This is a genomic window from Nocardia sp. NBC_00511 (assembly GCF_045161165.1).
Classification (GTDB): Bacteria; Actinomycetota; Actinomycetes; order Mycobacteriales; family Mycobacteriaceae; genus Nocardia.
The window spans coordinates 6,529,055-6,551,873 of sequence record NZ_CP107849.1 but is presented as its reverse complement, the minus strand read 5'-3'; the positions used below and the strand labels follow the sequence as shown (position 1 = coordinate 6,551,873).

Sequence of the window (22,819 nt, the reverse complement as noted above, 5' to 3'; positions counted from 1 at the left end):
TCGATAGAAGGGGTGGCTCCGTGCTGTTGCCAGACCCCCGACCCGGCAACCGCACGGGGCCACCTTTATGTCCGGTCCCGGACTCCCGTGCGTGGTGGAGCGCATTCGTTCGCTGATAGCTGTCAATTTGCCGGTTCCCCTGTGGCATGGTGAGAATGGGTGGGTGACCAGCGACGGAAACCGGTTTCTGAACTCGGCGGCGGTGCGGCGCGCCGGAATTGCGGCGGGCGTGGTGTTGGCCCTCGGCGGACTCGCCTACGCGGTCGACCGTGCGATGTCCTCGGGGGAGGTGCCGCGCGGGGTGCGGGTCGCGGGAGTCGACATCGGCGGACTGGATCAACCGATCGCGCGCAATCGGTTGGAGGCGGCGCTGAATCAGCGTGTGGCGCAACCGCTCACCGTGCGCGTCGGCGATGTGCGCACCAACCTGGTGCCGCGCGATATCGGCCTGCGGGTGGACTGGGACGGCACCTGGGCGCGGATCGGGGAGCAGCCGAACAATCCGTTCACCCGGCTGTGGTCGCTGTTCGGCACCCGGACGGTGGAACCCGCGGTCTTCGTCGACGACGCCGCGCTGACCCGGGAAGTCGGGACGCTGCGCGCGCACGACCGCCAGCCGGTCGAGGGCGGCATCAGCTTCGAAGGGGCGCAACCGGTTCCGGTGCGACCGGTGCCCGGCCGCACCCTCGACGTGGCGGCCGCCCGGACCGCGCTGACCGAGCACTGGGCGGACGGATCCGAGCTCGAACTGCCGGTCACCGATTGGCCCGCGCGGGTCCGGCCAGACGGGGTCGACCGGGCGCTGCGCGAGATCGCGCAACCCGCGGTGTCGGGACCGGTCACCTTCACCGGCAAGGGCGGTGACGGCGTGATCGACGCCGAACAGCTGGCCGGTGCGCTCTCGTTCCATCCCGATGGCCAAGGTGGACTAACACTTTCGTACAAGGACGAGGTGCTGATGGCGGTGCTGGCCCCGCAGTTGGTGCCCACCGAGGTGCAGCCGCGGGACGCCAACTTCGACTTCGCCGGTGGCCGGGCGAGTATCGTCCCCGCCGTCGTCGGCAACACGGTGGACTGGGACAAGACCCTGGAAGACCTTGCGCCGGTGCTGAAGTCGACCGCGAAGCGTTCGAAGCCGGTGGCCTATCACCAGACCCAGCCCGCCCTCACCACCGAGGCCGCCGAGAAGCTGGGCATCACCGAGGTGGTCGGCACCTTCACCACCGGCGGCTTCAGTGGGCCGTCCGGCACCAATATCCACACCGTCGCCCGCAAGGTGGACGGTGCGCTGATCAAACCGGGAGAAACCTTCTCGCTCAACGACTTCACCGGCACCCGCGGCACCGCCCAGGGCTATGTCGAGTCCGGCATCATCAACAACGGCCGCCCCGCCGTGGCCGTCGGCGGCGGCATCTCCCAGTTCGCCACCACCCTCTACAACGCCGCCTATTTCGCGGGCATGGAGGACGGCGGCCACACCGAGCACAGCTATTACATCTCCCGCTACCCGGAGGCCCGCGAGGCCACGGTCTTCGACGGCGCGATCGACCTGAAGTTCCGCAACACCTCCCCCTACGGCGCGGTCATCGAAACCCTCACCGACAGCTCCTCCATCACCGTCCGCCTGTGGGGCACCAAAACCGTTGACGTGGAATCGATCACCGGCGCCCGCACCAAGCCCACCGACCCCAAGACCGTCACCCTTCCCGCGGGCAAGGACTGCATCGCCTCCGCCGGAGCCCCCGGCTTCACCACCTCGAACACCCGCGTCATCACCGACCACAAGTCCGGCAAGGAGATCTCCCGCCACACCCGCACCGTGAAATACGACCCCATCCCGGTCGTCACCTGCGAGTGAGTCCGGCCAGCAGGCGATCGACCTGCCCGGTCGCCTGCTCGGGTGTCAGTGGCCGATCGGTGAGCAGGCGGTACCAGAACACACCGAAGAGCTGATCGGCGATCTCCTCGCTATCCGGTCCGGGTGCGAGTTCGCCTCGCGCCACGCCTCTTTCGAGCAATTCCGCCACGACGCCGCGTCGACTGTCGGTCCACTCCCGGAACGCCACGGCGAACCCGGGATCCAGTTGGGCTTCGGCCATCAGCCCGCGAAGTGCCTTGGCCCGCACCGGATATGCGTCGATCCGATACAGCCCGCGGGTGAATTCCAGCAGGTCCGCACGCAGGTCGCCGGTATCGGGGGCGGGTACCCGCTGCTCGACCAGCTGCCCGAAGGCCTCCATCACCAACTCGGGCTTGGACTTCCACCAGCGGTAGACGGTGGACTTGGCGACGCCGGACCGCTGTGCCACACCCTCCATGGTGATTCGCCGATACCCGATCTCTTCGAGGAGTTCGGCGGCGGCGCGCAGTACCGCGTCGTGAGCGTCCTGGCTGCGCACCCGGCCGCCGGTGCGGGCGGGATGGTCGCTGGTCGGCATGGGGTCACGGTACCGGGCGCTTGACTGCAATTCAAACGCGACGTAGCGTTTCGATTTGTCAGCCGAACGGCACCACCTGATGGAGACAGATATGAGCACGATCGTGGTATCCCACGGCTACGGCATGGCCAACGACGACCACTGGTACCCCTACCTGCGGGATCGGCTGGCCGCCACCGGCGAGGAGGTGCGCATCCCGCAGTTCCCCGAACCCGCGAACCCCGATGCCGCCGACTGGCTTTCGGTCCTACAGAAGCAGGTCGTCGATGTCCGGCCGAGCGACACCGTCCTGGTCGGCCACAGTCTCGGCGGAGTCAACGTGCTGCGCCTGCTGCAACGCCACGATGTCGCCACCCACGGGCGCTTCGCCGGTGTCGTCCTGGTCGCGTCCATGGCCGGTGAGGTCGGTTACGACGCCCTCGCCCCGTTCTTCGACGGCTTCGACTGGCCTCGAATTCGCGCCGCGGCGGAGTCCTTCCGCATCCTGCACGCCGCCGACGACCCGGTGACCGCCGCCGCGACCCCCGACCACATCATGCGCTTCGTCACCGAATTGGGCGCCACCGCAACGGTTACCGCGACCGGTGGCCACTTCCCCAGCACCGGCGCCCACGCGCTGGAACTGCCCGAGGCGCACCGCCTGGTCCGGGATGTCATGGGGCACTGAGCCACAGCGTCACGTCGTCACAGCGGACAGCAGGGAGGCCCGGGAAAATCCCGGGCCTCCTTGGTTGTTCAGCTGTCAGGGGATGAAACCCGTGTGCCTCAGCCTCAGAACGCGGCTTCGTCCAGCTCCATGATGTCGTTGTCGAGCGCCGACAGGACGGTGCGGGTCGCGGTCAGCTCGGGGAGCACGTTGCGGGCGAAGAACTGCGCGGTCGCGACCTTGCCCTGGTAGAAGGCCTCGGTGGAGCCGCTGTCGAGGGCGTTGATGGCGATCTCGGCCTGCTCGAGCAGCAGCCAGCCGATGACCAGGTCGCCGACCGACATCAGGAAGCGGACCGAGCCCAGGCCGACCTTGTAGAGCTCCTTGGCGTCTTCCTTGGCGGCGAACAGGTGGCCGGTCAGGGTGGCGGCCATGCCCTGCACGTCCTCGAGCGCGGTCGCGAGCAGCTTGCGCTCGTTCTTGAGGCGGCCGTTGCCACCCTCGCGGTCCAGGAACTTCTGGATCTGGCCGGCCACGTGGGCCAGGGCCACACCGCGATCGCGGGCGATCTTGCGGAAGAAGAAGTCCTGCGCCTGGATGGCGGTGGTGCCCTCGTAGAGCGAGTCGATCTTGGCGTCGCGGATGTACTGCTCGATCGGGTAGTCCTGCAGGAAGCCGGAGCCACCGAAGGTCTGCAGCGAATCGGTCAGGTACTGGTAGGCGCGCTCGGAGCCGACACCCTTGACGATCGGCAGCAGCAGGTCGTTGACGCGGAACGCGGTGTCCTTGTCGGCGCCCGAAACCAGCTCGGCCACATCGGCGTTCTGGTGCGCGGCGGTGTACAGGTACACGGCGCGCAGGCCCTCGGCGTACGCCTTCTGCATCGCCAGCGAGCGACGCACGTCCGGGTGGTGGGTGATGGTGACGCGCGGGGCGGCCTTGTCGGTCATCTGGGTCAGGTCGGCACCCTGCACGCGGATCTTGGCGTACTCCAGCGCGTTCAGGTAACCGGTCGACAGGGTGGCGATGGCCTTGGTGCCCACCATCATTCGAGCGTTCTCGATGACGTCGAACATCTGCGCGATGCCGTTGTGGACCTCGCCGACCAGCCAGCCCTTGGCGGGCACGCCGTGGCCGCCGAAGGTGACCTCACAGGTGGCCGAGACCTTGATGCCCATCTTGTGCTCGACATTGGTGACGAACACGCCGTTGCGCTCACCCAGGGTCTGGGTCTCGAAGTCGAAGTGGGTCTTCGGTACGTAGAACAGCGACAGGCCCTTGGTGCCCGGTCCGGCGCCCTCGGGGCGAGCCAGCACCAGGTGCATGATGTTCTCGAACAGGTCGTCGGAGTCACCCGAGGTGATGAAGCGCTTCACACCCTCGATGTGCCAGGTGCCGTCTTCCTGCTGGATCGCCTTGGTGCGGCCCGCGCCGACGTCGGAACCGGCGTCCGGCTCGGTCAGCACCATGGTGGCGCCCCAGTTGCGGTCGGCGATGATCTGAGCCCACTTCTTCTGCTCATCGGTGCCGTTGTTGTAGAAGACCTGCGCGAAACCCGCACCGGCGGCGTACATCTGGGCCGGCGGGTTGGCGCCGAGGATCATCTCGCCCAGGGCCCAGCCGACGACGGAGGGGGCGCCGAGGCCACCGAGCTCCTCGCGCACGGGCACCTTGGACCAGCCGCCGTCCTCGAGGGCGCGGTAGGACTTCTTGAAGGAGGCGGGGAGGGTGACCGTGTGGGTCTCCGGGTCGAAGGTCGGCGGGTTGCGGTCGCCGTCGACGAACGAGTCCGCGAGGGGGCCTTCGGCCAGGCGGCGGACCTCGTTCAGCATCTCCTTGACGGTGTCGGCGTCGAGGTCGCCGTAGGCGCCCGCGTCGAGCAGCTTCTGGATGCCCAGGAACTCGAAGAGGTTGAACTCGAGGTCGCGGACGTTGCTCTTGTAGTGACCCATGGTCGTACTCACTCTCCATTGAGATGGGTGCGGTTCGGTGTGCTCCCGTTCCCGCCCGTTAGGTCTCCACCGGGTAGACACCGTAAAGCGGCACTACTGGCGGGTAACTTACGCCCCATGTTACCGACCGGTAGGAGGGTCGCCAAGGTCAGTCGGGCCGAATGTGACCGATCGCACGCCGGTTGCCGGGACCGGCGGTTCCGTTGAGCCCGTGCGGATCCCGTCGTCGCAGCTGGGAACGCTGCGGGGTGATCGGGAGCGATGGGACATGAGTCCCTCGACAGACCCGGCCGACCGGGCGTAGGCAACCTCACCGCACTACCCCGGACCTGGTGATTTTCCCGATCGGGCGGCTGGCTACCGTTCCCTCATGCGCATCGAGACGAGTGCCGGACCGGCGGAAGTGGAGATCGATCGCCCCGGACGGAACAAGCCGAAGTTCCTGCTGGTGCTCACCCACGGCTCCGGCGGCGGTGTCGATGCGAAAGACCTGCTGGCGGTGCGGGATTCGGCGGTCGAACTGGGTGGCGCGGTGGCGCTGGTGACCCAGCCCTACCGGGTGGCCGGGCGTCGGGCCCCCGGCAAGGCCGACGTGCAGGATGCCGCCTGGCTGGAAATCGTTGCGGCACTGCGCAAGAAGGTGCGCGGTGTCCCGCTGGTCCAGGGCGGCCGCAGCAACGGGGCCCGGGTCGCCTGCCGTACCGCGCGTGAGGCCGAGGTTCGGGGCGTGCTCGCGCTGTCGTTCCCGCTGCACCCACCGGGCAAGCCGGAGAAGTCCCGCCGCGACGAACTCCTCGCCCCGGGCGATATCGAGGTCGTCGTGGTGAACGGCGCGCGTGATCCGTTCGGCATCCCGGAGGCCGCCGATGCGACCGAGGTGAACATCATTGCGGGCCAGGCGCATTCGTATCGCGCGGGTTTCGACCGGATCGTCGAGGTCGTCACCCCGTGGCTGCGGCGCTGGGGCGGCGTCTGACGCGTCAGAGCAGGGCGGGCGGCTGCGGAATCTCGAGGGCGAGCGGGTCCACCGGCTGCTCCGGGCCCGGCCGGACGGCGATCACCAGGGCGTCGATGGCGTCGGCGGCCTCGGTGGGGCGGTGCACGCGGTCGGCCAGCCGGATACGGAGGTCCGGCCCGGCGGGGCCGAGGTCGGCCATGATGTCGGCCGGGGTGAAGGTGCGGGCCGGATCCTGTTCTCCGCCATACCCTTCCGTGATATTCAGGGTATCGTTCCCGATCACCAGGAGGGTGCCCTCGGGGGAGAGCATGGTGGCGGCGCGCAGCAGCAGCGCTCGGCGGTCGGTGGGGGACAGATGCAGGAACGCCAGCAGGATCAATTCGTAGGGACCGGTGATGCCGGCCGCGTTCAGGTCGGTCACGTCCGCGTGCTGCCAGCGGATGCGGGTGCGGACCGAACGCGACAGTCGCGACGCCACGGTGCGGCCCTTGTCGATGCCGGTCTGGGAGAAGTCGACCGCGTCCACCTGCCAGCCGTGGGTGGCCAGCCACAGGGCATTGCGGCCGTCACCGCAACCGAGGTCCAGCACGCGGGGCAGTTCCGGGCGGGGCTCGCCGATTCCGAAGCCGCCGATCGGTACTCGTCGTTCCAGCCCGAACACCTGCTCGACCACCGTGTCGTTCGGCGGCGCGCCCCACACCAGTTCGGTGGCGGCGTAGTGCTCGTCCCATTCGGCGGCGTTCATGGGTTCGAGTCTAGGAGCCCGGACCGCGACGCAGATCGGCCGCGAACCCGAGTCGAGTTCGCGGCCGATCCGAAGTGCTTCGCGGCGAAGCGGATTACCGAAGGCTCAGAGCGTGGTGTGCATGAGCAGCACGTTGTACTGGCTGTGCACGGTGGTGAGGAAGTACAGGTCGCGCCCGGTCTGATACGGGAAGAGGTAGGGCGCGTAGGCCGTCGGCAGTTCCCGGGTGTCGATGAGCACCTGCGGCGGACTCCACGGTCCCTCGGGATTCGGCGAGGTGTACATCACCACCGAGTTCCACGGATCCGTGGTGACCATGACGTACTGGCCGAGATAGTCGTTCCACTGCACCGACATCTCCGCGATGCCGCCGCCGATGACCGGCTGCGCCGCGTTGACGTCCTTCTGCCACTTGCCGCCGTCCCAGTACTCGTACGCGCCGAGGTCGGTGACGGCCGGTTCGGGGACCCGGGCCAGGAAGGCCGGATGGTTGCGGCCGGACTCGGTGCCGTACTCGTAGAGGAAGCCGTCGCGTTTGACGAAGGCGTTCATCTGGAAGTTGGCGTTGCCGCCGTCGTCGCCGCGGCGAGTGGCGGGTAGTTCGACCCAGTTCTCACCGTTGTCGCCGGAGACCGCGAGGCTGGAGTAGTTGGTGGTCCACTGGCCCACGTCGTCCCAGCTCTTGACCGACATCATCGACAGGAACTGGGTGTTGCCCACCGCGATCCCCGCGGTCGGGATGCGGCTGATCTCGATGAACGGAATCTTCGGACTGGGGATCAGATCCCGAGCCTGGCCGAAGATGTCGCGCACCACGCTGTCGAAGAAGATGCCGTTCTCGGGGTGCTGGGAGTGCGAGCGGACCAGAATGTTGGAGCGCCAGGCCCAGGTGCTGCCGACCAGCAGGTTGGGGAGTCCGAGTCCGGCGGTGTCACCGAACGCGGTGAGCATCTCGCCATTTCCGTTGTCCCACATGATGCCCAGGTCGGTGCCCAGGACGTTGTACGACTGTGTGTTGTTGGGGCTCTGCATACCGGTGACCTGGAACACCGCTTTGGTGCGGCCGGGCAGCTGCGGCAAACCATTGGTGCCGTTGAGCACCGGAATCGGGTTGATGGCGTTGGGGTTGGCTGCGGCCGGTTGGGTCACGGTAAGGAGCAAGGCCGTGGCGCCTGCTATAGCGGACAGCAGCAGGGGAGCGGCTTTGGTCAATGCGGTGCTTCCTCCGGGTCTCGCCGAATAATGCGCGCCCCATACCGTATGTGACGGGCCGCACAATGCGTTCGACTCGTTGGCAAAGTGTGAAAATGCTAACAGCGCTACCCGTGCAAATGCGGCTTCAAACCGGATTGTTTGCCATGAATTGGCTTATTTCTCAGTATTGGTACCACGGCCGAGTGCCTGCCGCACGATCAACGGCAGCTGGGTGGCGCGTTCCACAGCCAGCGTGCGGCGCACCGACGCCTGCCAGGTCCGGTCGAACAGCTGCTTCGCGCTCGCGATGGTTCGCGCAGGTCGGGCCGCGATTCGGTCGGCCAGCTTCTCGGCTGCCGCCAGGGGGTCCGCGGTCACCTCGGTGACCAGTCCGATGCGTTCGGCGTAGGCGGCGTCCACCGGATCGGCGGTCATGGTCAGCAGCAGCGCCTTGTCGAGACCGATGAGTTGCGACAGCGTGGCCGCGCCCGTCATGTCCGGAATCAGGCCGTGCTTGGCCTCCATCACCGCGAATTCGGCATCGGGCGTGACGAATCGGAAGTCCGCGGCCAGCGCGAGTTGCAGCCCGCCGCCGTAGCAGCGGCCGTGCACCACCGCGATCACCGGCTGCGGCAGTCGCTTCCACGCCCAGCAGGCCTCCTGGAAGGCATTGGTGCCGCGCCACGGCAGCGGCACGAAGGCGCGCACCACGTCGAGGGGATTGCCCATGGCCTTGGCGATGTCGAGGCCGGAGCAGAAGCTGGGTCCGTTGCCGGACAGGATGACCGCGCGCACCTCGTCGCGCTTGCCGATGTCGCCCGCGACCTTCGCCAGTTCGCGCAGCATCTCGATGGTGAGGCCGTTGTGCTTGTCGGGCCGATCCAGGGCGACGTGGGCGCGGTCGCCGTCGAAGGTCACAGAGACGTTGTTGCTCACGGTCATTCCTTATCCGAGCTGGTCGAGCAGCAGGCGGGCGCAGGCGTCCGGGTCGTCGTAGAACGGGGTGTGGCCGCTGCCGGGCAGGGTCACGTGCCGCGCCCCGGGCAGGACCTCGCGGGCCCGACGGGACTGGGTGGCGTACGTGAGCAGAATGTCACGATTGCCCCAGGCGATGGTGATCGGGATGTCATCCAGGGTGCTGCGGTCGGGGAGTCGGAACTCGGTGAAGGAGGCCAGGGCGGCATCGAATCCGCTTGCGCCGAGCAGTCCTTCGACGGTGTCGACGGCGACCTGAGCGTCGAGGGCCCACGGTTTTCCGAAGACCAGGCCCAGGAAGGTGGATCGCCCGGCGGCGTTGCCGAGCAGGGTGGGGACGGCCGGACGCAGTACTCGGGTGAGCTGCTTGGCGCGTCCGAGCGACTGCTGGCACCAGATCCGGCCGGGGGTGTCCCAGAACGCGATGGGGGAGTAGGCGGTGACCGAGCGGGCCAGACCGCGGGCGGCGAGGTCGAGCACGATGCCGCCACCCATGGAATTGCCTGCCAGATGCGGGTTTTCGATGCCCTCGTCGGCAAGGAAGCCGACCAGTGCGTCGGCGAGGGTCGAGACGGTGGTGGTGGTCAGCGGCTCGCTGCCGCCGAAGCCGGGCAGGTCGACCGCGATCACGTCGAACGATTCGGCCAGTGCGGGAATGATCGGCTCCCAGACCTGCCAGCGGCTGCCGACGCCGTGCACCAGCACGAGCGGTTCGCCGCTGCCGGTGCGGTGATGGTTCAACTTCGTCATGGCGACTCCCCTGCCCGATGTGGTTCCGCCTCACCTTACCGTTGTTGACGTGTCGCCAACAGCGACGGGAAGGCCTGGTCCGGCGGTACGATAAAAGGTATGGCAACCCGGAAAGTGACACTGTCGCTGGACGAGGCGGCCTGGTCGTACGCACAGGATGCCGCCGCTCGCGCGGGCATGTCGCCGTCGGCGTGGATCTCCCGCGCCGCACGTCGCGAAGCCGTCCGCCTCGGTGTCGGACCGGTGCCGGACCCGGTCGAACTCGCCGCGGCCGACGAGGCGGAAATCGTGGCCGCCGAGAAGGAGCTGCGTGCGCAGGGGTGAACTCTGGGTCTACCACCCGCACGGCACCACCCGAACCCGCAATATCGTCCTCATCTCCAGCGACGGCATCAACGAGTCGCCGCGACCCTGGCTGATCGCCGCCGAGGTCGAGGCCGAGGACCCCGGTGACATTCTCGCCGTGCCCATTCCCGGCCACGGCTGGGTGCACGCCGGGAATCTGGGCCGCATCTATCGGGGCTGGTTGGCGCAGCGCATCGACGCCGTGGACACCGAGACGGCGGAGCGAATCGACACAGCGCTGCGCGCCGCCATGGATCTGTGAGATCGTGCCTGCGGCAGTTTTCGCCTTACCTGAGAATCGAGGTTTCCGTGCGCAATCCCTTGAAGGGCACAGTTGTTGGTGGCGTCACTCTGGCCGCCGCCGCGCTGGTCGCGCTCCCCGTCCTGACCGGGTGCGGCAGCAGCGGCGGTGACAAGCAGGCCGACGTCAGCCAGGGCGATGTCTCCAAGGCGTTGCAGGACGGTGGCCTCAAGGACGTCAAGCTGGCCGACTGCGCCGCGAAGATCTATGTGGACCAGGGGATTTCGCAGTCCGGCCTGCGCCTGATGATCAAGAACGACGCCAAGACGGCCACCGCCACCGATCCGGAGTCGATGGGCATGTCCAAGGACGACGCGGACAAGGCCCGCGCCGCCACCAGCAAGATCGTCACCGACTGCCTCAAGCAGGAGTGATCGGCGCGGAGCCGTTGGGGGCCCGCGATTTCCGATCTCCCCTTGTTAACTCCCGGGTGCCGGTGTGCAATCTCTGCATTGAGCACCGGCACCGGCAGTAGCGCCGGCGCGCGATCCGGCTCCGGGAGGGAACCATGAAGAAATCCATCGCCGTCGTGGCATTCGCGGCATTGCCGCTGCTGGCGGCCTGCAGCAACAGCCAGCAGGCGGCCTCGCCCACATCGAGCACCGCGCCCGCCGCGGTGACCTCGGCCACCACCGTCTCGGGCACGCCCACCGCCACACCGGGCGCGACACCCAGCTCCGGCGCGTCGGTCGGCCCCGGTGCGAGCACCACCGCCACCTCGGGCGGCCTCAGCGTCGATCAGGTGTCGAAGGCCTTACAGGACAAGGGAAAGCTCAGCCAGCAGAATGCGGACTGCGTGGCAGGCATCTATGTCCAGGAAGGTCTCTCGCAGAGCGGGATTCAGAAGATCATCGACAGCGCCAACGGCGCCGATCCGGGCAAACTCAGCCTCAGCACCGAAGACCTGATCAAAGCGGGCAAGGCCACCAAACGCATCGCCACCGAATGCGTGAAGTAGTGCGCTGATTCGTTCGGAAACGGACAAGGCCCCCGCTGGGTGGCGGGGGCCTTGTCGTGGAGCCGATGACGGGAATCGAACCCGCGCTACCTGCTTGGGAAGCAGGAGTTCTGCCATTGAACTACATCGGCATGGCTGACTTTCTCGCGTTCGCGACTCTATCAGACAGGGTCTCGGGCGACCCAACTTCGCCTCATCCACGCAGGTCCGGACCCGGTCGGGTGATCGAGGGCGGGTGGGATGGGTGATCTCCGGGCGCGTCGGGGGCGGCGCGCCGAAGATCGGCGAGATGTTTCGCCGAAGCACGGAGTTTCGATTACGGGCGGTCGTAGACTGTGCCGCAGGGTCGAAAACCCGTCCACCACAGGTAGTTTGGATGCGCTGAACTGTTGCTGGCGTTGGTTCCGCGTGTCCTGCTCGGCGGTCGAGGAGGACGTATGACCGCAGTGCCCGCCCGCGAGATCCCGCAACTCGAGCCCGTCCGGCCATATCCACGTCGGATGGGACCCAAGGGGTCCTATCTGTGGAAGGCCATCACCACCACCGATCCCAAGGTGCTCGGGAACATGTATTTGTTCACGGCCGTGGTGTTCTTCCTGATCGCGGGCCTGATGGCGCTGCTGATGCGGGTCGAGCTGGCCCGGCCGGGGCTGCAGTTCCTCTCACCCGAGCAGTTCAATCAGCTGTTCACCATGCACGGCACCATCATGCTGCTGTTCTACGCGACACCCATCGTGTTCGGGTTCGCGAACGCGGTGCTGCCGTTGCAGATCGGCGCGCCCGATGTGGCGTTCCCGCGCCTGAACGCACTCAGCTACTGGCTGTACCTGTTCGGGGCGACCATGGCGACCGCGGGTTTCATCACCCCGGGCGGTGCGGCCGACTTCGGCTGGACCGCGTACACGCCGCTGAGCCTGGCGGAGCATTCCCCGGGGGTGGGTGCGGACCTGTGGATCATGGGGGTCGCGGTCTCCGGTGTCGGCACCATCCTCGGCGGCGTCAACATGGTCACCACGGTGATCTGCCTGCGCTGCCCGGGCATGACCATGTGGCGGATGCCCATTTTCACCTGGAACATCCTGGTCACCAGTGTGCTTGTGCTGATTGCCTTTCCGATCCTCACCGCCGCGCTGATGGGCCTCGAGGTGGACCGACATCTGGGCGGGCACGTCTTCGACCCGTCCACCGGCGGGGCCATCCTCTATCAACATCTGTTCTGGTACTTCGGGCATCCGGAGGTCTACATCATCGCCTTGCCCTTCTTCGGCATCGTGACGGAGATCTTCCCGGTGTTCAGCCGCAAGCCGCTGTTCGGCTACACCACGCTGGTGTACGCGACGCTGGCGATCGGCGCGCTGTCCATCGCGGTGTGGGCGCATCACATGTACGCGACGGGATCGGTTCTGCTGCCGTTCTTCTCGTTCATGACGTTCCTGATCGCGGTGCCCACGGGCGTGAAGTTCTTCAACTGGATCGGCACCATGTGGCGCGGGCAACTGACCTTCGAGACACCCATGCTGTTCTCGGTCGGGTTCCTGGTGACGTTCCTGTTCGGCGGGCTGTCGGGTGTCATCCTGGCGTCGCCGCCGCTGGACTTCCACGTGTCCGACTCGTATTTCGTTGTCGCGCATTTCCATTACGTCTTGTTCGGCACCATCGTGTTCGCGACCTTCGCGGGCATCTACTTCTGGTTCCCGAAGATGACCGGCCGGATGCTCGACGAACGGCTCGGCAAAATACATTTCTGGACCACGTTCCTGGGCTTCCACACCACGTTCCTGGTGCAGCACTGGCTGGGCAACAAGGGCATGCCGCGCCGCTACGCCGACTACCTGCCGAGCGACGGATTCACCACGCTCAACACCATTTCCACCATCGGCTCGTTCATTCTCGGGTTCTCGATGATCACGTTCGCCTGGAACGTCTTCAAGAGCTACCGCTACGGCGAACTGGCCGTCGTCGACGACCCGTGGGGTTACGGCAACTCGCTGGAATGGGCCACCACCTGCCCGCCACCGCGGCACAACTTCTACGAACTGCCCCGCATCCGTTCCGAACGCCCGGCCTTCGAACTGCACTATCCACACATGGTCGAACGGATGCGCGCCGAAGCGCACGCGGGCTGGAGTATCCGAAAACCCAAACAGGTCATCGAGGCCACCGGGACCGACGGCCCAGTCGATTCACCGACCGAACATTGACATACCCTCTTTCCCGTGCTGCTTTCCGATCGGGATATTCGTAAGGAGCTCGCCTCGGGACGGCTGGGGGTCGAGCCGTTCGACGAGAAGCTGGTGCAGCCGTCGAGTATCGATGTGCGGCTGGACGGTTTGTTCCGGGTGTTCAACAACACCCGGTACACCCATATCGATCCGGCGCAGCGCCAGGACGAACTGACCACGCTGGTCGAGCCCGCAGCGGGCGAACCCTTCGTGCTGCATCCGGGCGAGTTCGTGCTCGGTTCGACACTCGAGCTGTGCACGCTGCCCGACGATCTGGCGGGCCGCCTCGAAGGCAAGTCGAGCCTCGGCCGACTGGGTCTGCTGACGCATTCGACGGCGGGCTTCATCGATCCCGGTTTCAGCGGTCACATCACCCTCGAACTGTCGAACGTCGCGAATCTGCCGATCACCCTGTGGCCGGGGATGAAGATCGGCCAGCTGTGCCTGCTGCGGCTCACCAGCCCGGCCGAGCACCCGTACGGCAGCGCCGCGGTGGGGTCGAAGTATCAGGGGCAGCGCGGGCCGACGCCGTCGCGCGCGTATCTGAACTTTCCGCAGCCCACCGTCAACTGAGCGGGCCGGTCGGTCCGAGAAGCCTGCCGGTCCAGCACTTTTCGGGCATCGGATCGGCGGCATTCGGTCATTACCTGGACGTTCGACCTTGCCCGCGATGGCGCGAATACGCCGTCCGCCAGGTGGGTCCGGCGGGTGTACGGATGGCTCGTCACGTCGTAAGGTGACGGCGAACAGGTACAGTGACCCCACCCCGAGCGTGTGCGGCTCCACCTCCTGCGCCTGGCAGTATTCCGCAGGCGGCGGTGCCCTCGTACGCGGGTGAGTGTGGGAATCGAGATGGGCAGCAGATGAGTTCGGTACTGGGAGTTTCGGTGGGGACGGGCGCGGTTCGCGTCGCACGTCCGACCACCGGCGATCCCGCCGAACCCACGGCCCGCCACGCCTTCTCGGCCGCACCGCACACCGCCCCGCCCGTGCCGGACGGATTCGATGTGCAGGCCGTCCCCGTCGGTGAGCGCCGCGTGGGCGAACTGGTCGCCGATGTCGTCGGCGCGGTGCTGGCGGCGGATCCGCGAATCAGCGCCACCGCCATCGCCTATCGCGACGAACAGCACGCGCGCGACATTCGCGCCGAACTGGCCCGCCGCCAGCTCACCAACTACGAGCTGGTGCCCGATGTGATCGCGGCGCTCGACTACCTCCAATACACCGGCGATATGCCGGGTTTCGGCACTGTCGCGCTGTATGACCTGGGTGCGTCCGGACTTTCGGTGACGGTGATCGACACCGCCTCCCGGCAGATCACCCACAGCGAGCGCACCAGCGACATCAGCGGCGAGTACCTGGATTCGCTGATCCGCGAACAGCAGATCGCCTCCGGCCGCATCGCGCATCCGCCGGATCACGCCGGTCTGGTCGCGCTGGACACGCTGTGCCGCGAGGCCAAGGAGCAGCTGTCGGCCAACAGCGCGGTCGCGCTGCCCTCCACCGAGGGCCTGGTCCTGTTGTCGCAGGAGAACTTCGAAGCGCTCATCATGCTGGCCGTCGAATCCTCGGCCCGGATGACGCGCGATGTCATCCTGCGTTCCGAACAGCCGGTGCAGGCGGTCGCCCTGCTCGGCGGCTGCGCCCAGATTCCACTGGTGGCCAGGGTTTTACGGCGCTGGCTCGGCGTCCCGGTGATCGTGCCCGGCGCCCCGGAGACCATCGCCACCCGCGGCGCCGCCCGCCTGGCGCGCCCGGTGCCGCAGCGCCCGGCCCCCGCGCCCTTCCCGGATGCCCGCGACGACAACACCGTTTCCGCGCCCGAACCATCCGCCTCCTGGCTGTCCACGCCGGGCGCGGTCGAGAAGTTCGGCCGTCGCCGCGAGATCAGTCTGGCCGGGGTGGCCGTCGGCGCACTGGTCGTGGTCGCCGCCATCGGCGTCACCCTGGGCTGGGGACCGCAAGTGCTGGAACATGATTCGCAGCGTCAGGACGCCGTGACCAGCTCGGTTCCACCCAGCACCACGCACAGCGCGGTGGCACCGGTGACCACCGCGACCACCACCACCGACGCCACCAACGAGTCGCTGGCCGCACCGCCGCCGCGCGCCGCACCCACCACGACGGACGCGCCACCCCCGCCTGCGCCGGGCCCCAACACCATCACCATCATTCCGGGTCTGCCGCCGGTCATCGTGCCGACGCTGCCCCCGCTGTTCCCGCCCGCGCCCGCCGAACAGCACTGACTCGAAAGCCCTGAGCTGGCACCGAATCCGCCCCCGTCGACTGCCGGGTGGGGGCGGACTCGGTGGGACCGGCGCCGGGCAGCGCCGGTGCGGAGGCCGACTGCGTTCAGCCTCCGCTTCCGGATCCCACCGCCAGAGCTGTCGTGACTATCGCCGACAGGGGTGGGAGTTCGATATCGCGGGCGGGCGGTTTGATCCAGTGACAGCCCTCCCTGGTCCAGCGGCCGAGTCCGGTGGGCAGCATGACCGCGCTGCCGATCGCCGGGATCCCGATGTCGAGGCGTTCGAGCACCTCCATCACCTGGGCGCCGGGACGCGAATCCGGTTCCGCCAGAAAGCTCCAGCGAATCTGGCGCGCCAGCATGGGCCCGGTGCGCTGATGCTGCTGTAGCGCCGCGCGCACCTGTTCGGCGCGCGCCACCGGCAGGTGTACGACGGCGACGGCACCGGTGACGGGAAGCATGACGAACCCGCCGCGTTCGGTGACCGGCAGCCCGAACTCGTGCCGGTAGTAGGAAACCCAGTCCTGGACGGTTCTGAGCTTGTCCGCGTTCACATCCCGCCCTCCTTGCCTCCCGATTCCAGGGTCGCGTGCGGACCGCTCGGGGATAACGCCCGCGCGCTCTACTTCCGCCGCCTTTCCGCCGCCACAATTACCGATGCGTATAAAGCCTGGTACCAGCTAGGTTTCGGCTGTGGCAACGACCATGTTCCACTCGTACCCTGGAGTTCGGAGTTCGTTCCGAAGGGATGGCATCGTGGTCCGGCACTGGTCAGGCAAAGAGGCCCGGGCCCTCCGCGATGCCAAGCGGATGAGTATCCGGGAGTTCGCCGCACATCTGGGTGTGCACGAGCGCCTGGTGTCCAAATGGGAGGCCGGGGGGGATCGGGTGCATCCGCGTCCCATCAACCAGGCTGCCCTGGACACGTCTTTGGCCAGGTCCGACGATGTGGTGCGGGCACGGTTCGCGGCCTTGATCGACCAGCCCTCGACTGACCGCCCCGCCGTTCCCGGTTTCGATGTGCGCCAAGGCAGTTCCGAGTTGTGGAACGCCGGTGGGGCGCAAGCCAGTTATTCCAGCGACGCGGAACTGCTGGCACTCGTCGACACGGGTGCGATGAGGGGCGATGCGTTAGCGGCGATTTCGGAGAGGGATCTGATCATGGCGGCTGCCCACGAGGCGAGCGACCACGCAGGCAGGGCGGAGGGCACCAATGTGGGTGCCACCATGTTGGAACAGCTCGACGCCGATGTCACACGCATCGCCAACGATTACGTACACATGGCACCGGTGCCGATGATGGTGGAGATGCTGCGGGTGCGCCGCCGCGTCTACCGGCTGCTCGAGGGTCATCAGCGGCCCGCCGACACCGCGCACCTGTATCTGCTGGCGGGCACCCTGTCCGGGCTGCTCGCCAATGCCAGCACCGACCTCGGATATTTCGACGCGGCGGGCGAACAGGCAAGGGCCTCTTGGGCTTACGCCGAACTCTGCGAGCACAACGGGCTGCGGTCCTGGACCCGCGGCATGCAGGCGCTGATCGAATACCGGGCCGAACGCCCGCGCCGCGCGGTGCTGCTGGCCCAGAGTGGCCAGCGCTACGCCGAATCCGCGACCGCCCGGGTCCGACTGCTGAACATCGAGGCCCGGATCTGGTCGCGGCTGGGCAGTTCCGCCGACACCGAACGCTGCATCCGCGCCGCCGACGACGCCCGCGACACCGAATCCAGCGACAGCCTGCACGACGATGTCGGCGGCGTCTTCGGCTTCACCCAGCCCAAGAGCCACTACTACGCGGGCGCGACCTACATCCATCTCGGCCAGGCCACACCGGCATTGGACGCCACCCGCCGGGCCATCGACCTGTACGTGAACGGCCCGACCGACAAGCGCTCCTACGGCGCGGAAGCCCTGGCCCGGGTCGACAACGCCGCCGCCCACCTGATCAACGGCAGCCTCGACGGCGCGGCCGCCGCCCTGGAACCGGTACTGGAACTCGACGAGGACAAACGCATCGCCCAGCTGGAGGAACGCCTCAGCGCCGTCCGCCAGCGCCTGGCCGGACCGGAGTTCCGCGACGCCGGTGAGGCCACCGACCTCGACGAGCGCATCGAGGACTTCTGCGGATCCACCGCCGCCAGGAGCGTATTGCCGCCCGATACGTCCCGTTGACGAAGCTCGTTGCGGTCGGATGGCACCATTGGTCGGGTGACGCCGTCTAACCAGCCACCGCAGCGGTCCCCTCGCGTCCTGGAGCAGTCGACCAAACTCCAGAACGTGCTCTACGAGATCCGCGGGCCGGTACACGCACACGCGGCGCGGCTGGAGGCCGAGGGGCATCGGATCCTGAAGCTCAATATCGGCAACCCCGCGCCGTTCGGCTTCGACGCCCCGGACGTGATCATGCGCGACATCATCGCGGCGCTGCCGTACGCGCAGGGCTACTCCGAGTCGAAGGGCATCCTGCCCGCGCGCCGGGCCATCTTCACCCGCTACGAATTGGTGCCGGGCTTCCCGGAATTCGATGTGGACGACGTCTACCTGGGCAACGGCGTCTCCGAGCTGATCACCATCGTCATGCAGGCGCTGCTGGACAACGGCGACGAGGTGCTGATCCCCGCGCCGGACTATCCGCTGTGGACGGCGATGACCTCGCTGGCGGGCGGCACCCCGGTGCACTACCTGTGCGACGAGTCCAACGGCTGGCAGCCGGACATCGCCGACATGGAAGCCAAGATCACCCCGAAGACCAAGGCGATCGTGGTGATCAACCCCAACAACCCGACCGGCGCGGTGTACTCGGCCGAGGTGCTGGCGCAGGTGGTCGACCTGGCGCGCAAGCACAATCTGCTGCTGCTGGCCGACGAGATCTACGACAAGATCCTCTACGACGGCGCCAAGCACATCTCGCTGGCCACGCTGGCCCCGGATCTGCTGTGCCTGACCTTCAACGGTCTGTCCAAGGCCTACCGGGTGGCGGGCTATCGCTCCGGTTGGCTGGTGATCACCGGGCCCAAGGAGCACGCGGCCGGGTTCATTGAGGGCATCGATCTGCTGGCCTCGACCCGCCTGTGTCCGAATGTGCCTGCGCAGCATGCCATTCAGGTGGCGCTGGGTGGCCATCAGAGCATCGACGATCTGGTGCTGCCGGGCGGGCGGCTGCTCGAGCAGCGGGATGTGGCGTGGGAGAAGCTCAATACCATTCCGGGCGTCTCGTGCGTGAAGCCCGAGGGCGCGCTGTACGCGTTCCCGCGGCTGGATCCGGAAGTCCATGAGGTGCACGACGATTCGAAGCTGGTGCTGGATCTGCTGCTGCAGGAGAAGATCCTGATGGTGCAGGGCACCGGGTTCAATTGGCCGCACCATGATCATCTGCGGATCGTGACGCTGCCTTGGGCGCGCGATCTGTCGGTCGCGATCGAGCGTTTCGGTAACTTCCTGGCCAGCTACCGGCAGTAGGTTCTGTCCGGAAATTCCGACCGAGCGTCCGCGCGGGGTACTGTCAAGTACCCCGCGTTTTCGTTCTGACCTGCGGCTATGCCTGGGTGTCCGGTCGCGGACAATGCCCGTTAGGGGTGCTGTCGCAGTTGGGACCCTGGCTAAAACAGACCGCTAGTACGAAAAAGTTGGGTTTTTAGAGACTTAGCTAGCGCAAAGAACCGTCTTTTGTGTACAGTGGTCCTCGGCACTCAGAGTGCCCGGTCGGACCGCCTACCCCCCCTGGGCCGTCCGGCCCTGGTTAGTCGGCCTACCCCCCCTGGGCCGCTGACCCCGGGCGGCGGAGACATCCCCCTGCTCTCCGCCGCCCCCCTAAACTTTTTTCGGCATTCCCTCGCAAATCCGTTGTTTCGGATTCTCGCGAGGGATTTGTCGTGTCCTTTTCCAGCCCGGAAACCTCTCAGGAATTCAGAAACGGTTTTCGTCTACGCTCGCCGGGTGAGCGATCACCATCACCATCATCATGACCATTCCGGGCCCATTGCCATCGGCGAGACGGCGGCCCGCGTCGTCGTCGGATTGCTCGCCGTCATCGGGGTCGCGGTGGTGGCCGGACTGATCTGGTTGTGGCCGAGCGCCCAGCACATCGACATCCCGCTGCCCATGCAGAACGGCAGCGGCGGCGCGGTGCAGACCGAGGCCGGAACCGTGGTCAAACAGGATCTCGGGCAGTGCGGGGACATCAACAACGGCAAGGTCTTCGCCGTCGAGCCGGATCTGCTGCCGCAGGCGCAGCAGCAGTGCCCGCGCAGCGTCGTCTCCATCGAATCCGGTGTGGAGAAGGGCAATTGGACGCTCTTCGTGAATTCACCGACGCCCGATCAGCCCAATCTGCATGTGGGCGACAAACTTCGCATCGTGCGCCAGGAGAATACGGATCCCGTCTCGCACCAGAAGGTGGTCATCTACTCCTTCGACGACTACGCGCGCGGCCTGCCGCTGATCCTCATCGGCGTCGCCTTCGCGGTGGTCGTCATCGCGGTGGCGCGCTGGCGCGGTCTGCGGGCGCTGATCGGACTCGTCGTCGCGTTCGGGGTGCTGGTGGGTTTCATGCTGCCCGCCCTGCTGGACGGAAAACCCGCCATCCCGGTGGCATTGGTGGCGGGTGCGATGATCCTGTACTCCGTGCTGTACCTGGCGCACGGGGTGAACCTGCGCACCAGTTCGGCGCTGCTGGGCACCCTGACCTCGATGGTGCTGGCGGCGGTGCTGTCCTGGGTGGCGTTGAAGATCACCCACCTGACCGGGCTGTCGGAAGAACAGAACACCAATGTCGCGGCCTACATCCAGCACGTGAGCATCACCGGGCTGCTGCTGGCCGGGTTCATCATCGGCTCGCTGGGTGTGCTCAACGACGTCACCATCACCCAGGCGTCGGCCGCCTTCGAACTGGCGGCATTGGACGAGAAGGCCACGCGCCGCGGCATTTTCGCCGCCGCCATGCGGGTCGGGCGCGATCACATCGCCAGCACCGTCTACACCCTGGTGCTCGCCTACGCCGGTGGCGCGCTGCCGCTGCTGATGCTGTTCAGCGTCGCCGGACGCTCCATCCACGATGTGCTCACCGGCGACGCGGTCGGCATCGAGATCGCGCGGTCGGCGGTCGGTGGCATCGCGCTGGCGCTGTCGGTGCCGCTCACCACCGCCATCGCGGTCGTGCTGGCCCGGCCCTTCGGCGCCAAGCCCGCGACGCCGCCCGCCACCGGACGCCGCGCACGCGGCGAAGGGGCACAGTCGAATCGATCCCGGCGGCCGGGGGAGAAGGCGACCGCGCGGGCCGGGGCTCGTTCCGGTGGTCCGCGCACCGGCGCCCAGGCGGCGGTACCCCGCGCCGGGGCCCAACCCGGGGGCCCGCGCACCGGTGCGCAACCGGCCGCCCGGCGCTCCGGTCCGACGGCGGGACCCGGCACCGGAGGTCAGCCGGCGGTGCCGCGACCGGCTCGGCCCGGTCCGCCGACCGACTCCTCGACGGTGCCCAGGACCGGTGTGGTGCAACCGAATTCGCCGCGACAGGATTCGGGTCGGGTGCCCCGGCCGCGCCCGGACATCGCGCATCCCAATCAGGGCTATCCCGAGCCGGGGTCGGGCGATCAGGGCTGGTCCGGCAATGCCCGTACACCGGACTCCGGTCCCAATACCTCGTCGTGGTTCAACCCGGGTGAGGAGTGGTCGAACTCGGCCCCCGAACCCCGTGACCAGGGCTGGGCCCCCGACCCCCGCGACGACGACGAGGGCTGGCCGCCCGAAGCGCCCGGCAGCGGGCGGCATTCCCGGTACTAGCGGGCGGACATGAAAACGAGGGGCGTGTTCCCGATCGGGAACACGCCCCTCTCCGTCAGCCGCGGTGGGTACCGAATCGGGTGGCCGCAGGGAATTCGGCGGCAACGAAGCTGCGGCGCAAGCGATTCGGCGGGGTGCGGGCTCGGGTCGACGGGTCCGAGTCCGCGGTCGCGGCGACGGGGTCTCTCAGATCATCTGCCAGAGCGCGGGCGCGGCGGTGGGGGTCCAGCCGGGGTCGTAGACCGTATGCGCCTGCAGGCAGCGGTATTGCATGCCGTCGTAGGTGACCACGTCACCGACGCTGTAGTGCGCGCCGACCTTCCACGGGTTGCCCGCGGGCTGCGCGGTCGTGGTCGGCGGCTGATGACCACGCGTGGTGCTCGGGGGCGCGGCGGTCGTGGTCGGTGCGACGGTCGTGGTGGGCGGGACCGTGGTGGTCGGCGGGGCCGCGGTGGTGGTGGGCGGTGCGGTGGTCGTGGTCGGGGGAGTCGTTGTGGTGGAAGGGGTTCCGCCTCCTCCGCCGCCGATCTGGAGGTCGATGCAGGAGTAGAAGGCGTCCGCGGTGTCACCGATGTTCCAGATCGCCAGGAGTTTCTGGCGGCCGGTGAAGCCGCCGAGGTTCACGGTGTGGGTGACGGTGCTGGCGGGCGGCGGGTTGTTGCCGCCGTCGACGGTGGTGAGCAGGGTGTCGCCGATGTAGTACTGATAGTTGAGGGTGCGGTGCAGCGCGGTGAACGTCCACGTGAAATCGGCTGTGCTGCCGACGGATTGGACCTGCCAGGGCTTGGTGTCGTCGTCCAGCTCGGCGAAGCGGGAGACGTTGCCGCTGCAATTGTGCAGGCCCTTGGGGCCTTCCACGCTCTGCGGCTCGTATTTGATGTCGCCGCAGGGCAATAGACCCTTGGCGCACTGCGCCTGGCGGCTGAGCGGGGACGAGACGTAACCGTGGGCGTACGCGGTCGCATCGGGCAGCATCGCCACCAGGAAGGGTGCGAGTGCGACGGCCCCGAGCGCGGACATGCTTCTTCTACCGATCACCTGAAACTCCTTGCGAGAGAGCGTGAGAGATGGGGTCAGCAGGAGCCGGCATGCTGTCCCGTGATGGATCCGAGATGTGATCCAGACCACTTTGTAGCAAGAACGTGCTTCAAAAGATATGACCCAGCAACGCTTTGGTCAAGCGTCCTATACTGGGGCAATCCAGAAACCGTTGAGGCGCAGCAAATTTCAGCACGGGCGCAGCAAACTTGACGCACGAGTATCGGGAGAAACCGGGCATTCCGCGCCGCGGGCGCGGCAAGATCAGCCA

Annotated in this window: 20 protein-coding genes, 1 tRNA gene and 1 pseudogene; 13 read left to right on the top strand and 9 right to left on the bottom strand. The window is 67.4% G+C overall.

Annotated features, from left to right (window positions below; genetic code table 11):
- Positions 1 to 163 precede the first annotated feature (163 nt).
- A complete protein-coding gene (locus tag OG300_RS30610) occupies positions 164 to 1,858 on the top strand; it encodes a VanW family protein (protein ID WP_405486929.1) in 1,695 nt (564 codons plus the stop codon).
- Here OG300_RS30610 and OG300_RS30605 read toward each other — a convergent pair.
- Positions 1,845 to 2,438, bottom strand: coding sequence for a TetR/AcrR family transcriptional regulator (locus OG300_RS30605; RefSeq protein ID WP_405486927.1), 594 nt, complete (start codon positions 2,436 to 2,438; stop codon positions 1,845 to 1,847). The genes OG300_RS30610 and OG300_RS30605 overlap by 14 nt on opposite strands.
- 91 nt (positions 2,439 to 2,529) lie before the next feature.
- On the opposite strand from OG300_RS30605, the gene OG300_RS30600 reads away from it, so the two are divergent.
- Positions 2,530 to 3,105: an RBBP9/YdeN family alpha/beta hydrolase gene (locus OG300_RS30600; protein ID WP_405486925.1), complete on the top strand. Its 576-nt coding sequence runs from the start codon at positions 2,530 to 2,532 to the stop codon at positions 3,103 to 3,105.
- 104 nt (positions 3,106 to 3,209) lie between these two features.
- Here OG300_RS30600 and OG300_RS30595 read toward each other — a convergent pair whose 3' ends face one another.
- Positions 3,210 to 5,036, bottom strand: a complete 1,827-nt coding sequence (locus tag OG300_RS30595) for an acyl-CoA dehydrogenase (RefSeq protein ID WP_405498737.1) — start codon at positions 5,034 to 5,036, stop codon at positions 3,210 to 3,212.
- 370 nt (positions 5,037 to 5,406) lie between these two features.
- Here OG300_RS30595 and OG300_RS30590 point away from each other — a divergent pair, with 370 nt between their 5' ends.
- Positions 5,407 to 6,012, top strand: coding sequence for an alpha/beta family hydrolase (locus tag OG300_RS30590; RefSeq protein ID WP_405486923.1), 606 nt, complete (start codon positions 5,407 to 5,409; stop codon positions 6,010 to 6,012).
- Positions 6,013 to 6,016: 4 nt separating this feature from the next.
- Here the strand turns inward: OG300_RS30590 and OG300_RS30585 are convergent, their stop codons facing one another.
- The 4 genes from OG300_RS30585 to OG300_RS30570 form a co-directional block, all read right to left on the bottom strand.
- Positions 6,017 to 6,739 (bottom strand): class I SAM-dependent methyltransferase, encoded by a 723-nt coding sequence (locus OG300_RS30585; RefSeq protein WP_405486921.1) that lies wholly within the window; start codon positions 6,737 to 6,739, stop codon positions 6,017 to 6,019.
- 105 nt (positions 6,740 to 6,844) lie between these two features.
- On the bottom strand, positions 6,845 to 7,951 hold the full coding sequence (locus OG300_RS30580) for a DUF4185 domain-containing protein (RefSeq protein WP_405486919.1): 1,107 nt from the start codon (positions 7,949 to 7,951) through the stop codon (positions 6,845 to 6,847).
- 156 nt (positions 7,952 to 8,107) lie between these two features.
- Positions 8,108 to 8,869 carry a crotonase/enoyl-CoA hydratase family protein gene (locus tag OG300_RS30575; RefSeq protein WP_405486917.1) on the bottom strand — a complete coding sequence of 254 codons (762 nt, stop codon included), beginning with the start codon at positions 8,867 to 8,869 and terminating at the stop codon, positions 8,108 to 8,110.
- A gap of 9 nt (positions 8,870 to 8,878) precedes the next feature.
- Positions 8,879 to 9,658, bottom strand: coding sequence for an alpha/beta fold hydrolase (locus tag OG300_RS30570; RefSeq protein ID WP_405486915.1), 780 nt, complete (start codon positions 9,656 to 9,658; stop codon positions 8,879 to 8,881).
- Positions 9,659 to 9,757: 99 nt separating this feature from the next.
- On the opposite strand from OG300_RS30570, the gene OG300_RS30565 reads away from it, so the two are divergent.
- The 4 genes from OG300_RS30565 (at position 9,758) to OG300_RS30550 (ending at position 11,262) form a co-directional block, all read left to right on the top strand.
- Positions 9,758 to 9,982 carry a hypothetical protein gene (locus OG300_RS30565; protein ID WP_405486913.1) on the top strand — a complete coding sequence of 75 codons (225 nt, stop codon included), beginning with the start codon at positions 9,758 to 9,760 and terminating at the stop codon, positions 9,980 to 9,982.
- Positions 9,969 to 10,265, top strand: a complete 297-nt coding sequence (locus OG300_RS30560; RefSeq protein WP_405486911.1) for a hypothetical protein — start codon at positions 9,969 to 9,971, stop codon at positions 10,263 to 10,265. Before OG300_RS30565 ends, OG300_RS30560 begins: the two co-directional genes overlap by 14 nt.
- Positions 10,266 to 10,312: 47 nt before the next feature.
- The gene (locus OG300_RS30555; protein ID WP_405486909.1) at positions 10,313 to 10,678 is read left to right on the top strand and encodes a hypothetical protein; all 366 of its coding nucleotides are present in this window, start codon (positions 10,313 to 10,315) and stop codon (positions 10,676 to 10,678) included.
- Positions 10,679 to 10,812: 134 nt separating this feature from the next.
- Positions 10,813 to 11,262 (top strand): hypothetical protein, encoded by a 450-nt coding sequence (locus OG300_RS30550; RefSeq protein WP_405486907.1) that lies wholly within the window; start codon positions 10,813 to 10,815, stop codon positions 11,260 to 11,262.
- Positions 11,263 to 11,319: 57 nt separating this feature from the next.
- Here OG300_RS30550 and OG300_RS30545 read toward each other — a convergent pair.
- Positions 11,320 to 11,393, bottom strand: a tRNA-Gly gene (locus OG300_RS30545).
- Between the two features lie 306 nt (positions 11,394 to 11,699).
- Between OG300_RS30545 and ctaD the strand changes: the two genes are divergently transcribed.
- From ctaD to OG300_RS30530, 3 genes are all read left to right on the top strand, one after another.
- Entirely contained in the window at positions 11,700 to 13,463 is a 1,764-nt protein-coding gene (ctaD, locus tag OG300_RS30540) for a cytochrome c oxidase subunit I (RefSeq protein ID WP_405486905.1), read from the top strand.
- 15 nt (positions 13,464 to 13,478) lie between these two features.
- Positions 13,479 to 14,057, top strand: coding sequence for a dCTP deaminase (dcd, locus tag OG300_RS30535; RefSeq protein ID WP_405486903.1), 579 nt, complete (start codon positions 13,479 to 13,481; stop codon positions 14,055 to 14,057).
- 290 nt (positions 14,058 to 14,347) lie between these two features.
- Positions 14,348 to 15,730: a molecular chaperone gene (locus tag OG300_RS30530; RefSeq protein ID WP_405486901.1), complete on the top strand. Its 1,383-nt coding sequence runs from the start codon at positions 14,348 to 14,350 to the stop codon at positions 15,728 to 15,730.
- 106 nt (positions 15,731 to 15,836) lie between these two features.
- On the opposite strand, the gene OG300_RS30525 is transcribed toward OG300_RS30530, so the two are convergent.
- Positions 15,837 to 16,286 carry a hypothetical protein gene (locus tag OG300_RS30525; protein ID WP_405486899.1) on the bottom strand — a complete coding sequence of 150 codons (450 nt, stop codon included), beginning with the start codon at positions 16,284 to 16,286 and terminating at the stop codon, positions 15,837 to 15,839.
- 256 nt (positions 16,287 to 16,542) lie between these two features.
- Between OG300_RS30525 and OG300_RS30520 the strand changes: the two genes are divergently transcribed.
- From OG300_RS30520 to OG300_RS30510, 3 genes and pseudogenes are all read left to right on the top strand, one after another.
- Entirely contained in the window at positions 16,543 to 17,904 is a 1,362-nt protein-coding gene (locus OG300_RS30520) for an XRE family transcriptional regulator (protein WP_405486897.1), read from the top strand.
- Between the two features lie 27 nt (positions 17,905 to 17,931).
- Positions 17,932 to 19,191, top strand: coding sequence for a pyridoxal phosphate-dependent aminotransferase (locus tag OG300_RS30515; protein WP_405498736.1), 1,260 nt, complete (start codon positions 17,932 to 17,934; stop codon positions 19,189 to 19,191).
- Between the two features lie 477 nt (positions 19,192 to 19,668).
- Positions 19,669 to 20,949 (top strand): annotated as a pseudogene (locus OG300_RS30510) (YibE/F family protein); the annotation flags it as partial.
- 747 nt (positions 20,950 to 21,696) lie between these two features.
- On the opposite strand, the gene OG300_RS30505 reads toward OG300_RS30510, so the two are convergent.
- Positions 21,697 to 22,548 carry a lytic polysaccharide monooxygenase gene (locus tag OG300_RS30505; protein WP_405486895.1) on the bottom strand — a complete coding sequence of 284 codons (852 nt, stop codon included), beginning with the start codon at positions 22,546 to 22,548 and terminating at the stop codon, positions 21,697 to 21,699.
- Positions 22,549 to 22,819 lie beyond the last annotated feature (271 nt).